Consider the following 14,632-nt stretch of genomic DNA (forward strand, 5'->3'; position numbering starts at 1 on the left):
CTTCGTTGCGGCAGCATGGCGTCGCATGCCGAGGTCGGCTACCCGTCTCCGGTGCCCCCAGGATCGATACCGCGCGGCCGTTGAGCGACGCATCGCCGTTCGATCACCGCCTCATCAGTCGTCCGATCACCCGAACAGGTCCCCCAGCGCCGCCAGCCTGCCACATGAGGCGGTCGCGCGTCAGAAAGCCTTGGTCTGCGCGAAGCCTCGATTCGTTTCCGACGCCATTATGCGCGGCACCCAGGGCGTGGGAGGGGGCGGTTGAGGACCTCGCTCGCGATCCGCTCGCGTTCGGCGTCCGGGAGTTTCGCACCCTGGAGTCGATACTCGACCGCGCGGTAGGGGCGCTTCGGCCGAATGGTCGGGCTCGGCCTCGCTCTGAACGTCTGTCCACCGGCACGGATTCGAAACGCTTACTGTGGTCGGCGTTTGAAATCATCTCGCGGTCGGGCCTTCCCTCCGACCTCTCATCTCAGACAGGCTCAGGGCTTGAACTCGATCGAGGCCGGGAACGCGTCCGCGAGCAACTCCCGATCCTTCGCCGATACCCCGCGCTCTTTCATGAACGCCGGCAGTCTCCGCGCGGCCGCGACGATCCTGTCCCGGACGACTGCCGCATCCGCGGCGCCGATCTTCAGCGCCTTGTGCGCACCGAAGGCCGCGTCCACGTCCCAGGCCGGCCCGATGCCCTTCGCCGGCGCGCAGACGTGCCGCCGCATGCCCGGCTGCGGGACGACGTCGAACACGGGCGAGAACTCCCAGCGCCCGTCGCGATCCAGGAAGCCGTGGTTGCGGAGGTGGTCGTCGGTGTTGTGCAGGTGGGCGTTGAGGAGCAGGCGGGCGAACGCCTCGCCGGCGGCGTCGTTGACGCCGATGCGACGCGCCGCCTCCGCGATGTCCGCGTAGGTCCGTTCCGTGCCGTAACCCGTCGACGGCTGTTTCAGCAGCGTCGCCGCGCTGAGGTATCCGTAGGGACGTCCCTCGATCCCCGGCGCCCGGTCGAAACGCTCGACCAGCAGGGCGGCCCGCCCGCCAATCTCGACGATCATCCGGTCCGGCACCGGAAGGCCGGCGGCGGCGGCGACGTCGAGGCACGCGGCTTCGACCCGCGGATCGTCGAACCGGTCCATCGCGGTCGGGAACTTGGCGATCCACTGGCGGCCTCCGTATCGGATCCGCGCCTTCGGCCGCGCGCCGCCGACGTCGCCGCTCTTCCGGAATAGAAGAGCGAGGTGTTGCTTTGTGCCTTCTCCCGCGTCGACGGACGATGCCGCCGCCATCAGGGCATCCAGGTCGTCGGTCTCGCCGGGGAGCTCGATCAGGGGCTCCTCGTCCGGCTTCCAAGTCTGGGGGCCGGCCTCGGGCGACGGCCCGAACGCTAGGTCGCCCGTCCGATCCGTGCCGCCGAGGGCGAGATACTCCGGCATCGAGAGGGTGGTGCGGGGGAAGGCGCGTCGCAGCACCTCCTTGCCCCACCCGTCAGGCCCAACGTCGTGGAACGCAAGGGGAAGCTCCTCGGGGCTGCCCGCGAACGACCTGCCGATCAGCGGCAGACCGAGAGGGTCGATCGGCCTTGCGTCGTCCAGGCCGAGATAGCTCCGCGCGTAGCTGAAGCGTCCGATGCGCTTCTCGCCAGCTCCTTCGAAGGTGAGCTCGCCGGCAGGGACGTAGCTCCCTGCATGCCAGCGGAAGACGACGAGCCGGTCGAGCCGGCCACTCCTAGAAGTCCGCCACACCAGCCCTGCTCCCAGCTCGCTTCCTGCCGGTCGCGATCTCCATGTCCTCTCCGATCGGATCCGTGGCGAGCAACTCGCCCAGACGCTCGGTGTAGCCGAGGACCGTGAGAGCTTTCAGCAGCGTCGAGATGGTGACGCCGGGCCGCCCCTTCTCGAGGTTGACCACCGTCAGGCGCCGCACGCCCATTCGTTCGGCGAGCTCGGCCTGGGAGAGGTTCCTCCGGAGGCGGGCGAGACGCACCCGCTCGCTAAGGAGCCTGAGGCTTTCGAGTTCGTCGCCTGATAGGATGGCTTTGGTCTGCATGAACGCTAGAGCATACGTTGGAGGACGTAATGTACGCCCTAGCGTTCACGATGCAAGGTAGGTCCGAGTTGTGTCGGACGTTTCGCTGGGCCCGCCGCCTGTATGGGTCTCCAAGGCGGCGCTTCCGACGATCATGCACATGCCATCGCAGCCTTATGCCCAGGCTGGGGGAACGGACCGGCACCTATGCGCTTTCGGATATTGCGTCCGTTTCGTTTGTTTCGAATAGATTGAGCGTAGCGAGGAGGAGGTTCGCAGTCATGACCATGCCAGCTTCCGCCATTGGGATCGGAGGCCGTCTACCATCTGCCCAGGAACGGGAGGCGGCCAATCAGCTTCGTCAGATCCTGGCCGCGCAGGCTGCCGGCGAGGCGAAGCTGGGCGTGCTTGAGGGGGGCAAGAAGCCCACCGAGATCACCCTGACGCCCGGCCTGTCGGACCTCCTGATGGAGTTGCTGCGCCACGTTGGCAGCGGCGATGCCGTCACCCTTGTACCGGTCAACCAGATGCTGACCACGCAGCAGGCTGCAGACATCCTCAATGTGTCGCGGCCATTCTTCGTGAGGATGCTGGAAAGAGGTGAGATCGCCCATACCCTGGTCGGACGGCACCGCCGCATCAGAGCTGAGGACTTGTTCGCCTACAAGAACGCCAGAGCCGCCAAGCGGAGCGAGGCTTTGTCCGCCTTGGCAGAGCTCGACGCGGAGGCTTGAGATGCTAAAAACCACTAGGAGCGCAGAACGGTAACGTCGTCGCGCCAGGCAACGGCAGACAAATGCACTCAGGCGGCCATGGCCATCGACGGCGCCCGAGCCGCCAGCAGGTTCGGGGCATTCACCTCAATCCACGCGGGCGCAAGAATGTCGCCAGCCGCGGTTATGATCCAGGGATTCGAACGGCCAGTCTCGATGGCGGCCAAGGCTACCTGCAGCGCCTCGGTGAGAGTGGAAAACTCGCGGCACTCCGCGGCTTTCGCGGGGACGCCCTTCGGCCACAGGGTCAAATCGGCCGGCTGGTAAAGGTCCTGGGTCATGATCATTGCGTGTCGTCACTCAGCCGCATTCGGGCTCGGACGCTCCTTTCGGCGTTGCACGTGAACTTAGCGTGACAGTTCACGGAACGGCGACGAGATCAAGCCTGTAAGGGGGCATTCCTTCGATTGCCGGGTGACGATGCGCACATAGGGCATCCGATGCCGCGCTGGGATGCACCTTGTTGCGAGGCCGGGACCCATTGCTTCTCGATCCCTCCGAGCTATCGTTAAGGAACGGTTGACATTTGCAAGATCGCGCTTGGGGCACGAACTGCGGATCCAGGCCCCGTTAACCATGCCGCTCGATGGACGAGCGCAACCTAAGGCAGTCCGTGGCGGGCCCTTCCAAATCCTGCGTCGGTTCGCATAGGCTGTGGGCGTCTACAGCTTAGGATCCAGACAACAATGCGCCGTCTGTTGGTGTCCGCTTGTATGCTGACCTTTGCCGCTGTCGGAGCGAACGCGCAGGGCTTTCCCGAGCCGACGATCCTGAAAGGTAGCTGCTCCGATAAAAGCCATATCGCCCAGGGTAGGATCGGCGCCGATCTGACCAAGAACCAAGCACGGTTCTTCTGCGACTCGGTTGTGATCATACCGGTCGATGGCAATCCGTGGCACGTCCTGCTGACATTTGCGGAATCGCAATCCCACACACGCCCCCAGATCGCCTTCGCTGGCATGATGACGGACCGGCAGATGGTCGACGTCCAGCGCGTCTACCTATCGACTGGCAAAGCGACGCCGATGGACGACGGCGCCTGCAAGTTCTTCTACAAGGGTCCGCGGATCAGCGGCGTATTCTGCGGCGGCAAAATCGATCAGGGCGAACGCCGTACTGTGCCGCTCGTCGCGTTCGAGAGGCATTGACGGCGGCGTCAGAGATCGAGATGTCGAAGGGGCTGGATACGCCCGCGTTCGGTAGGTTTTCGGCCCGCGAAACTGGGCGAGACCGCTTGCGGGATCTTTGACAAACGATTTTCGATGCCACCAATCGGTTCCAGAGGGTCTATTTCCGCGTGAGCGGGGATGCTCCGGACAACGTGTCGGGAAAGATCGCCTCGTTCATCTGTTCCCTGCTCGAGAGGGCATGCTCCGAAAATCACCTGCGAGGCGGCCGCCGTGCCGATCTGTTCGCCGCTCGCACGGGGATGCTCCGGAGTTTGTAGAGGCGAAGGCCCGCAAGCTCTTCATTTCCCTGCTCGCTGAACGTCATCCTATGCGGTTTCCAGAGGAGCACCTCGCAGGGAGACAGAACATTTAGCAGCCCCCGCCGTTACGGAGACGAAGGCTGTTGCGAAGTCCGTAGGCCGCGCACTGCAGCTGGTCCGATCGGAGCGGTTCGCCTCCATCGCCAATGCGCTAGGCCCGTAACAAAGGCTTCAGCGGGCAGCGACGGGTGATAATGAGAGCTCGGAGAGAGGAGCTATGATGAGATACTTTCTTGCTATCATAATCGCCATGGTTTCGACCGATCATGTTTACGCTAAAGAATTCTCCTACACGTGCCGTGTCGGCGGCAAATCACTTAATGTCCGGGTAGATGATGTGCGGAACATATTGCGTTGGAGGGGCAAGGTCTACGCGATAGCTATTCAAGAAGACTGCCCCAAATTCGGATGGCGAGCCACAAGGGAGGGCGAATCCTTCGATTTTTGTACCGCCACCCAAGGATACGCAGATTTCCGAGAGGGCGACAAGCTCATACAATGTGACCAGGATCGCTGAGGACCAATCCCAAGTAGCCAAGGTGTCCGTCAGCTGATGCCCCCCCAGGCGGGTATACTCCGGACATCGCCCAGGGGTCGAATGGACGCTCGACCGTCTCCCGCGTACGCGGTGATGCCTGACTAGAAGCTAGCCTTCGCCCTTTGCGCGGCGCGCGGGTTCGTGCCATCGTGTCCCGTTCCTTAACGAAGGAACGATCGCGCCCGTTTCGGGCTCGGAGACCGCGATGGCCGACCAGCGCAACCGCAACGGAAAGGATCTCGGCGACGTCGGCCGTGACGCCCTCGTCGACGATCTCGTCGGTCGCGAACAGTGGCGCCGTTCGAAGCTCGGCTACCTGAGCGGCGTCGGTCCCCTGCGGCAGAGCATGTCGACGGTGGGAAGGACACTCGGCGACACCGGCCGCACGTGGCGCGCCCTGGGCCGCGCCATCTTCCGCCGTGACAACGACGTCCGAACCGTCGATGTCGACGATCCCGCCGAGCGCTTCGAAGCATCGATGTTCGTGCACGGGCGGACCGAGGCCGACCTCGTCGCGCTCCAGCGCCGCAGTCACCAAGCCTTCTATCTCTACGCGATCCTGGCCGTCGCCGCCTTCGTGATCGGCGCGCTGTCGCACACGTTCGTTCCTTCGTCGATCCCCGTACCGGTCGGGCTGCGCATCGTATTCAGCCTTGCGGTCGTTCCGATGCTCGCCGCGTTCGCGTTCCGCTGGGGCTACACGAACTTCATCGTCCGTCGGCGCAGCTACCTGCCGGCCTCGGCCTACCTGCGCAGCGGAGACTGGTTCCCGCATCTGCCGGCGGCCGTCGCGCGAGGCCGACGTGCGCTGACGAAGCTGGCGATCGCGGCCGCGACGGCCGTAGTCGGGTTCGGCCTGCTGCCATCCGATGCGTTCGCGCAGAACCAACCGAACGGCGACGGATTGAGCAAGGCCTTCGACATCTTCAAGACCCCCGGGTCCGACGACCTGTTCATGAACCTGCTGTCGCTGGTGCTGCCGAACGTCGGGCCCGTGCCCGGCCTCACGGGGCAGGCGGCTGCGGGCTCGCCGGCGCACAACAGCCTGTCGCTCGGCCTCATGATCTTCTCGGGCATCCTGCTGCTGGTCGCATGCACGATGGTCGCGTGGCACACGATCACGGGCACCGTCATGTCGGCGCAGACCGGCAAGGTGCTAGGGGAGCGCTGGAGCCAGGTCTGGTCGCCTGCCCGCGTCGTCGTCGGTCTCGGCTTCCTGATCCCGATCTCGGGCGGCTTCTGCGCGGCGCAGATCCTCGTCCTCTACCTCGTTGCCTGGGGCGGCTCGGCCGCGAACATGATCTGGGTACCCTACGTCCAGGCCATCGCCAACGGGGCGGGCGCGACCGCGGAGGCCACGGCCGTGGCCGACAAGGCGAACTTCATCGCCAACCTGCCCGGCACCTACGACGCCGTCCGGCAGATCGCCGAGCGCGAGCTCTGCTACGAGACGAACAAGATCGTCTTCCAGCGGTCGGGCACGAACCTCGCCTGGAACGGGGTGCCCGAAACCCTGAGATGGGAGACGCTGACGGCGGGCGATCGATTCGCCGTCGCAGGCGACCTCGTGATGTCGACCCTGAACCCGAACTACTGGGGGTTGATCGACAATACCTACCAGAGGTTCGCGACCCAAAAAACGAAGAAGATGGACTACGGGCTCTATTGCGGGGCCATCACCGTTTCGTCGGTGAACGACGAACTCAGCCGTGCCTCGGTCAACAACTCCGACAACGCCGGGCTGGCTGCTGCGGTCGCGGCCGAGTACGACAAGGGCCGGTTCGCCGCCGTCGCTCGCGCACAGGAGATCCTGCGCCCCATCATGCAGCAGGCCGCCAAGACCTACTTCCCGACCGGCGGGAGCGGGGGCGGTCAGCAGAACGCCTTCTACTTCCAGGAGGGGAGCGGCTATCAAAACATTCCGCTTCAGATCAAGGCGGCGGTCGCGGCCTACAATCAGGAGATGCTGAGCGCTGCACAAAAAGCCCTGCAGATGGCAGCGCCGCAGCAGGGCGGGAACAGCGCGGGCGGCAATCTCACCCAGGTCACGAACGGCCTCGGCTGGGCGAGCGCCGGCCTCTACTACGCCACCCTCGCGCGCATCCAGGGGGTCGTGTACTCGCGTGCCACCTATCCCCCGTCCTTCTCTCCCGACATCCAGGCCCCCGAGGCGATCTCCCTCGACAGCCAAGTCCTTTCGAAGGGGCTCTACTCCAACAGCTCGACCCAGCCGGGCACGCTGGCCGATTTCAGGACGTGGTGGGGCCGCAACAACCGCTCCTTCCTGCTCGACAACGAGCGCGCGGAGAACGCCGCGATGGCCGGTACGTCGACGCTCAGGACCTCGCTGTTCGGCGAGCTCTCCGACGGCGCCTCCTGGTGGCTGATCGACAAGCTTCTCGAGGGCTTCAAGATCAACCCCTTCAACGCGATGCTCTCGCTCGTCGAGCTCGGCCACTCGATCCTGTCCTGGATCACGGCTCTTGGCGCGACGATCGGCGTGATCTCGATGGCCTCGCTGACGCCCGCAGGTCTGATGGGAAGCGCCGTTATGGGGGGCGCCGGCAAAGGCGGCATCATCGGCAGCTTCTTTCTCGGAATCGGCGTGATGATCCTCGCGGCGCTGTTCACGGCCGGGATCGTGCTCGCCTACATCCTGCCGATGATCCCCTACCTGATCGTCACGTTCTTCGTGATGGCCATGCTGATCCTCGTCGCCGAGGCGATGGTGGCGGCGCCGCTTTGGGCATTCTTCCACGTGCGGATGGACGGGCAGGAGTTCGTCGAGAGCGTGCAGCGTCCAGGCTACATGATCTCGTTCAACCTGCTTCTGCGCCCGTCCCTGATGATCCTGGGACTGATCATGTCCTACCTCGTCCACGGCGCCATGGCGTGGTTCGTCTGGCAGACGTTCAAGGTCGCGGCGAAGGGTGCGACGGCCGGCTTCTCCGTCGGTCCGGTCGGCGCCGTCGTGTTCATCTCGATGTACGCGTACCTGAACTACATGATCGCGATCCGGTGCTTCAATCTCGCGGTCCAGGTTCCCGATCGCGTGGCCAGATGGTTCGGCGGCCAGGGCGAGCACACGGACGAGGAGCGCATGACGCAGCAGGCGGCCGGCACGATGTCGAGCCAGATCGCTCAGCGCGCCGGCTCCACGATCAACGCGGGCACGATCGCCGGCGCCCTCGGCGGCGGTCAGCAGGGTCGCCTGCCGGGCGGCGTGCCGGGTGGTCAGCGCGGTATCGGAGGTCCCGGTGGTCGCGGGCCTCAGGTCGGACCCACTGCCAACATGGGCGACAGCATGGCCAATCGGATGCCCGCCGGCGGCCAGGGAGAAGGCGCTTACGCGGGAGGAGGCGGCTACGGCGGTGCCGGCAGCGGGGAAGCATCCGGCACCGGAGGCAGTCGCGGCAACTCGAACGAGCCCGCTACGGCAATGGGCCGCCGTTTCGCCGATGCGGCTCACGAAGCGGGCCGCGCTGTCGGTGCTGGGCGCCGGGATCGGGCAGGGGGCCGCGGCGGCGATGCCGGCTCTAGTGGCCGGGACGATGCGCGGTCCGGTGGCGTAGGGAGCGTTAGCATGGGCTCGACCTACGGTGGAAATGGTCACGGCAGTTCGAGGAGCAGTGGGCGGCAAGCCAACTTTGCACCAGAGATTCGCAACTCAGCCCACAACCGACGTGAGACGGATACGTCCCGCAGGTACGAGCCTGACGCAGATCAGGACTAGGTGGCGTAGCCGCCCTTAAGATCCGGGAGGCCGAGGTCATCAGCCTTCCGGTCGTATTCCCGTTCGTAGACGAGGGCGGCCATGCTCTTTGCCTTGCCGCTCTTATAAGTCTGGCCGGAAGCACTGAGTGCAGGCGTGGCCGGATCCTGACGCTTTACTTCCCGAATGAATGCCCGTAGGCCTGCAATCTCGCAACGCTCCGAGGCAAGCTCTATCTGCGTGTCAAGAAGTCGGCGCGAAAGCTGGTCGATCACCGCCTGATAACGAGCAAGTTCGGCTTCGTGAGCCTGTTCGGTAAGCACGAGGTCGTTATGGTGGGCGATCTCCTGCCCGCGAATTCGATTGCCGATCGCGATGGCGAAGCCAACGGCGGTGCCCTGATCGATGCCGGTATTGTTGCTGGTCTCGAACACGGGACGCTCCGTCGAACGCGGTATCTCTGCTGACTCGAATATGGCCAGGCAGAGAGCACCCGTCAACGAACCGCGCTTCCACTCCTTGGTGGGCGGTTAAATCCAGCTTAACGCGGACGATAGACTTCGCTCCGACCGCCTTCAGGCGCTCGCCGGATTTGAACGTCTACCGTTCGCCGATGTCGCCGCCGGCAAGAATCAGTCCCACGCGCATAGAATGCGCTGGCGGAACCGAATGTCGGGGCCGTAGAGAGGCTATCGTTCGCGAAGGCGGGGTCGGGTCATGTCGCGATCTCCGCGGTCGGCTGTAGGGGAGGGCGGCGGTTCGTACCTCGCGTGCGTGCGCGGGGAAGTCCACCGGTGCGCGAGACACGCTCCCGGGCTGCGGCACGGGCTTCGAGACAGTACCCGCTGCCGGGCTCGAACTCGGCGCACACGCTGGGCCGGCGATCGTAGATCCCGCAGGCCACGCGGCTGCCGGGTTGTCCGACGAGGGCGCCGCATCGGCCGTCGTCGGCCTTCATGCATCGCACACCTAGGTCGGCCTCGAAGGAGGCGAAGCCGACTACGCGCCGAACCGACCGGGTGCGCCAGCGCGGCACCTGGACGTCGTGGGTCTGGACCGCGACCGGACCGGCTGCGACGCAGCAGGCGCCGCACGCTTGGCAGTCGAAGGGGCCGTCTATCGGGAACGTCGGCGACACGCCCGTCTCCAAGGATCTCTACGGATCGCGAAGGTATGAGAACGGGTCGGGAACGGGAAGGGCATGCTCGTTCGCACCTTCGTCGATGGTAAACGATTTGTCGACAGGATCTCAATAGGCGATCGCGCATGTATGGCGACCATAGTTCATTCTTTGCTTCCGGCCTCCTATAAACCAGATGGACCGACGGAATAGCCTAGGACAATAAGCACTAAGGATTAATATGATTAAGCTGAGTTCACTAGCGACCGTAGATGAGGTCGAAGCGATCAACGCCTATAGGGATGGCGCACGTCGTCAGCATCCGGCATGGGCCACGATCAATGCTGACGACCTCAAGGTCGACTATCCACGAATGCGCAAACATCATCTCGCAAACGAAGCCGTCGGGCGAGTGGCCCGGGAGAAGCTCGGCGACATTTGGCTTGCCCCGATTGCCAAGCGCATCTTCCAGACCAACGACTACGAGGACAGCGCGGCGGCTATGGCCGAGCTGCGTTGTTACGGCTCTCTCCTGGAAGCTGGGATTGAGGTCAGGCCGATCAGAAAAGAGAGGACGCCTACTGCTGACTTCGAGTTCGAGGTCGGTGGGGATATCGGCATCGTTGAAGTCGCGACGAAGCTCGAGCCCGTAGATCAGACGGAGCGCGCGAGGCTGATCGAGCAGGGACAGACCCCAGAGGGCGTGCTCAGGACAAGCTTCGACACGAGTGGCGCCAGGGTCGATCTCGTCGCCTACGCGGCCCATCCGTTCGGCGCGCCCGACCCTATGAAACCCGGCGACACCACGCAGACGAATGCGATCAGCAAGATCTGTGGCGTAAAGGCCAAAGAGAAGCAGGCCGTGGAAGGCAGGGTCAGCATTTTATGGATCGATTTCAGGGACTTAGGCCTTTGGCCTGGGGTCGTGAGCGTCTGCGACACCACTCCGCTCATGTCAGGTCATAACGGGACGCTGTCGTCCGGGGCTTTCTGGTATGCATCCTACGGGTGGAAAGGCGCGCCCGTCTTCGAAGAGGGCGACCTGGGGCGTCAGTTGGTGACGCCTCTCGCACACCACGGCCGGTTCGATGTGGATCGAACGTCTCCAAGCCGCTACTCGGCGGTCGTGATCTGCCTGGAGGACGCGATTGTTCTCTTCGAGAACCCGGGGGCCTCGACTCCGATCTCGACGGCCGTCCGCCTGGAGTTGGCACGATTGCCTCAGTTCGACCTGCACCACAGCGTCGCGGACTGGAGCCCCGGAGACGTGGCGAAGAGCATCGCTCTCTCTCGCTCCCTGATCGAGACCATGCGGACGAACCGCTGACGTCCTTTCAGTTCGACGGTCGGGGGCTCCTTCGGGGCGGGCCTCAGCGCCTGCCCTTCCGCGCCGGCAGCGTCGCCGCGATGCACCGCGCCACGAGGCCGGGGGTGACGCAGAACTCGAGCGGCGACTTGCCGTCGAGCGCGGACTGCCGCCCCGTGAGGTAGAGCTCGAACTGCGCCGGCGGGACGAGCTTGCGGGCCTCGGCGCGCAGCAGGCGGCGGGCTTCTTCCGCTTCGGCCTCGCTCGTCGCCTGCAGGCGCGCGCGGTGGATCTCCGCTCGGATGGCCGCGCGCGCGGCGTGGGCGCCGTCCACGGACGAGCGGGCGGCATCCAGCGGGCTGACGCCCCCGAGATCGGAACGGGGCGTGGCGGCCCAGTCCGCCGCATCGAAGCCCAATTCGGAACGCGCCGCCGAGAGCAACTCCTGGCCCCGGGCCAGGGAGGCGGCCTCCTCGCGTTCGATCCGCTCGCGCCGCCTCGCCTCCGCCTGCTCCCGTGCGGCCGCCTCCCTGCGCGCGGCCATGACATCGAGAGGAAGGCCGAGGCGATCCCGGTCCAGACGGGTGCCGTGGCGGACGTCGGAGGCGAGCCGATCCAGAGCCGATTTGAAGGCCTTGTACTTCGCGTCGTCAAAGCGCGTGGCGGCCGCCGCCGAGTGGTCGCGGCCGGGCAGAGGAGCCGCGGCCCAGGCCCGGAGGTCGAAGCCGTCCCGCTCCGCCTCCGGCAGGCTGGCGAGGATCTGCTCGACGACGCCCTTGATCTCGCCGGCGCGCCGGGCCGGCAGCAGGCGCCGATTCCGCGCCTCGTCGGCCTTCCGGAGGTGCGACGGATGGACCTTCCATCCCGGGTGCCACGACATCAGGACTTGGTTCAAGGCCAGGGCCGACGCCCATTCCACGACCGCGGCGAGGGGAGAGTTGAAGGCGGCGTTCTCCATCTTCGCGGCCGCGATCTCCTCGTCGCTCATGCGGGCGAAGCGCGCGCGGACCCAGCCCTCCTGCCGGAGCCGCCCCAGAGCACCCTCGGCCCTGAAGGTGGTCGTGCGGCGATCCTGGTAGCGATCCCACAACCCCGAGAGCAGGGTTGCCTGCCAGTCGCCGGGCGGAACGGAGAAGCAGCCTGCGCCGCGGACCGGGATGCCGATGCTGGTCCCGAACCCGTCGCGCGTCATCTCTCCGAAGACCTTCGTCGAGGGACGGGCCTCACGGATCTCCTGGAGGGCCACGGCGTAGTCCGTCGCCAGGGCCTGGGCCCGGCGGCGGAGGGCGGCCTGCCTCGACGCCTTGCGCTCCTCGAGTTCGGCCTTGCCGGCCGCGAGTAGAGGGTTGTGGATCCATCGCCGCGGCGCCGCTTCCAGGATGGCGGTCTCGAGATCGACCCGGGACACGTCGCGCGGCAGGCCGGCCAAGTCGATCTCGATCGCCGCGACGTCCATGGAGCGGATCGTCTCGATCTTCTCGGGCCCGCAGGGATGGGTGACCGCCATCTCGACCAGCAGGTCCCGGCCCCCGCGTCGGACGACGACGTCGGGGACGATGGACCCGAGACGCTGCTCAAGGACGGCGCCGTCGAAGCGGTACCCACCGCCCTTGTAGCCGATCCATCGGTCGCCGCCCTCGTTCAGCGTAAGCGGCGGCAGCGCGAGCCGAAGGCGCCGACCCAGGATCTCCTTGGCGAACTTGTGCAAGGCCGTTTCGGGGCCGGTCCTGCAGGGCAGGCCGTCGGGCGTGCCCTCGTGGGCGAAGTGGTGGTCGTTCCGGGGGCCCTTTCGCGCGACGAGGGGGGCGCCGCAGCCTGGGCAGACGCACGAGCAGGCCTTTCCGGACGCGACCTCGGAGACGTGCGCGATCGATCCGTCGGCCCGCTCGCCGAGCACGAGGCTCTCGCGTCGCTCCCGGCAGGCGAAGCCCGCCAAGGGTGATGCGGGGACGGATCCTTCCAAGGTCAGGACTCCGGATGGATAGGCGTACGCGACACTGCGGGGCCACGGCGGTTGGTTCGGATCCCCGATCTTATAAGACGGGACGCCGCGATCCTACGAGGATCGAACCTGCGGCGCCCAGACGGCTGCACGTTTGCGCCGGAGCCTAGGCCAGTCACACAGCCGGAGCCTTGACCCGTCCCGAGCAGGGGATGGACACGGGGTCTACACTGCTGTTGAAATAGGCATAATAGATCGTTTTCCTCGGAGTGGTGCATGTCCGTGTTTTCGCCCATGCCGTTTGGAAAAGGAAATCTGGCATTCTTTGTTGTGGCTGCAATTCTATTCGTTGGCAGTAACCAGCAGTCGCTTGGATCTGAGGGGCGCCCGAATGTTAAATGCGACAGCGAAGCAGGGGGCTTGGTCTGTCGAAGTGAGGCTGCCACGTTCATTTGGTGCAAATCGGCAGCGGACCTTAATGCGCTCGAGGCGAACCTTCGGCAGGATCCGTCCAGGAAGAGCAACGTCATCGCCGAGGCGACGCTGAGGGGACAATGCGGTACCACCGGCGGTATCGCGATGAATGTGATGAACCGACCGGAGCGCACGCTCGAAGGCGTACTTCATCCCGTCGTCAGCACGAACTTCTTCGGCCCGCCTCTCAACCAAGATCGGAAACCGTCGACGGACGCAGCTGCGGCTACGAAACCGCTGGCGAAGATCGATCGGAAGTCATGGCCCGACACTAAGATCGCGTGCGATTTCGAAACCGCCGCCAAGTTCGAGCGATACCCGAACATCGTCGTCAACGACGAGATCCAGTGGGCGATTCAGGACAAGAAGTGCGAGCTTCTGAAGCCGGACACGACGGTCGATACCGAGGCGACGAGCACGAAAGGCGTGGTCTATGCCACGTTGGATGGCAAGCACCTCGGGTACATACCTATCGACATGTTCGTCAGCGAAGCAGTCGAGCGCAATCTCGATCGCGCGGCTAGCGTCATGTTCGAGCCGCGATACGACGGTCCGCGCCGGGTAGGTGAATGCCGGGCGACGACGATACGCACGATCGATCACAGGCTCGGCAGTCCAGGATCGGGCAGCAAGCTCGAGATGGCGGATGGCGGCCGGCAGGTCGGGTACGAGGACATTCCGGCCGTCCACCGATCCAGGCCCGGCGATGCGGTGATGGTCTGTGTCGTGCGCATCGGACCGGACTGCCCGAAGGACACCGGCTTCACCTACAAGACCACCAACCAACGGACCGGAAAGTCATGGGTCTTGTACAGCTCGACCAAGGAGTGCGGGTAGTCGACAGGGATCTGTTCGAAGCGAGGATTTCGAACGGCTGCCGCTCCCCTTCGTCCCGCGAGGTCGGTCACCTCCAGGCGCATTCACGACGCGAGCTCGCTCGCGCCACAAGGCAGAGGTTCGGGCATTCCCAGTGAGGATCGAACCGAGGGGACTGGCTTGTCCGTCGGAACCGGCGAATGAGTGGTCCGGTCCGGCGATTGGAAGGAATGAAAATCGGCCTTCCAAGGAATGATGCCGTTCTTTGAGGGGACAAGTTGCGGCGACTGCGCTCATCCCTTAACATCGCTGCCATCCTAAGGAATGGGTCAGCCATGTCACTCCTTCGTCGCGCCATCACCTTCGCCCTCGCGGGCGTGATGGCCGTCGGCCACCCGGCCGAGCTGCTGGCCGCCTCCTACGTCTTCCGCCAGCCCTCCGCC

The 14,632-nt window shown here is 65.2% G+C and carries 11 protein-coding genes; 5 read left to right on the forward strand and 6 right to left on the reverse strand.

Annotated features, from left to right (window positions below):
• Positions 1-482: 482 nt before the first annotated feature.
• Both MFF56_RS29940 and MFF56_RS29945 read right to left on the reverse strand, forming a co-directional pair.
• Positions 483-1,736 carry a type II toxin-antitoxin system HipA family toxin gene (locus MFF56_RS29940; protein WP_238232028.1) on the reverse strand — a complete coding sequence of 418 codons (1,254 nt, stop codon included), beginning with the start codon at positions 1,734-1,736 and terminating at the stop codon, positions 483-485.
• Positions 1,720-2,040, reverse strand: coding sequence for a helix-turn-helix transcriptional regulator (locus MFF56_RS29945; RefSeq protein WP_238232029.1), 321 nt, complete (start codon positions 2,038-2,040; stop codon positions 1,720-1,722). The genes MFF56_RS29940 and MFF56_RS29945 overlap by 17 nt, the downstream gene beginning before the upstream one ends.
• Positions 2,041-2,300: 260 nt before the next feature.
• Here MFF56_RS29945 and MFF56_RS29950 point away from each other — a divergent pair, with 260 nt between their 5' ends.
• Positions 2,301-2,753 carry a helix-turn-helix domain-containing protein gene (locus MFF56_RS29950; RefSeq protein WP_238232031.1) on the forward strand — a complete coding sequence of 151 codons (453 nt, stop codon included), beginning with the start codon at positions 2,301-2,303 and terminating at the stop codon, positions 2,751-2,753.
• 68 nt (positions 2,754-2,821) lie between these two features.
• Here the strand turns inward: MFF56_RS29950 and MFF56_RS29955 are convergent, their stop codons facing one another.
• Positions 2,822-3,079, reverse strand: a complete 258-nt coding sequence (locus MFF56_RS29955; RefSeq protein ID WP_238232032.1) for a hypothetical protein — start codon at positions 3,077-3,079, stop codon at positions 2,822-2,824.
• Between the two features lie 399 nt (positions 3,080-3,478).
• Here MFF56_RS29955 and MFF56_RS29960 point away from each other — a divergent pair, with 399 nt between their 5' ends.
• On the forward strand, positions 3,479-3,940 hold the full coding sequence (locus MFF56_RS29960) for a hypothetical protein (RefSeq protein ID WP_238232034.1): 462 nt from the start codon (positions 3,479-3,481) through the stop codon (positions 3,938-3,940).
• 1,084 nt (positions 3,941-5,024) lie between these two features.
• On the forward strand, positions 5,025-8,552 hold the full coding sequence (locus MFF56_RS29965; RefSeq protein WP_238232037.1) for a DotA/TraY family protein: 3,528 nt from the start codon (positions 5,025-5,027) through the stop codon (positions 8,550-8,552).
• On the opposite strand, the gene MFF56_RS29970 is transcribed toward MFF56_RS29965, so the two are convergent.
• Positions 8,549-8,965: a hypothetical protein gene (locus tag MFF56_RS29970; RefSeq protein WP_238232039.1), complete on the reverse strand. Its 417-nt coding sequence runs from the start codon at positions 8,963-8,965 to the stop codon at positions 8,549-8,551. The genes MFF56_RS29965 and MFF56_RS29970 overlap by 4 nt on opposite strands.
• Positions 8,966-9,246: 281 nt before the next feature.
• Complete coding sequence (locus MFF56_RS29975; protein WP_238232041.1) at positions 9,247-9,669, reverse strand: YkgJ family cysteine cluster protein; 423 nt, start codon at positions 9,667-9,669, stop codon at positions 9,247-9,249.
• Positions 9,670-9,892: 223 nt separating this feature from the next.
• On the opposite strand from MFF56_RS29975, the gene MFF56_RS29980 reads away from it, so the two are divergent.
• Positions 9,893-10,978 (forward strand): hypothetical protein, encoded by a 1,086-nt coding sequence (locus tag MFF56_RS29980; protein WP_238232043.1) that lies wholly within the window; start codon positions 9,893-9,895, stop codon positions 10,976-10,978.
• 43 nt (positions 10,979-11,021) lie between these two features.
• Here the strand turns inward: MFF56_RS29980 and MFF56_RS29985 are convergent, their stop codons facing one another.
• Positions 11,022-12,920 carry a competence protein CoiA family protein gene (locus MFF56_RS29985; protein WP_238232044.1) on the reverse strand — a complete coding sequence of 633 codons (1,899 nt, stop codon included), beginning with the start codon at positions 12,918-12,920 and terminating at the stop codon, positions 11,022-11,024.
• A gap of 255 nt (positions 12,921-13,175) precedes the next feature.
• Between MFF56_RS29985 and MFF56_RS29990 the strand changes: the two genes are divergently transcribed.
• Positions 13,176-14,210 carry a hypothetical protein gene (locus MFF56_RS29990; protein ID WP_238232046.1) on the forward strand — a complete coding sequence of 345 codons (1,035 nt, stop codon included), beginning with the start codon at positions 13,176-13,178 and terminating at the stop codon, positions 14,208-14,210.
• Positions 14,211-14,632: the final 422 nt, after the last annotated feature.

The organism is Methylobacterium hispanicum (genome assembly GCF_022179285.1).
Classification (GTDB): Bacteria; Pseudomonadota; Alphaproteobacteria; order Rhizobiales; family Beijerinckiaceae; genus Methylobacterium; species Methylobacterium hispanicum.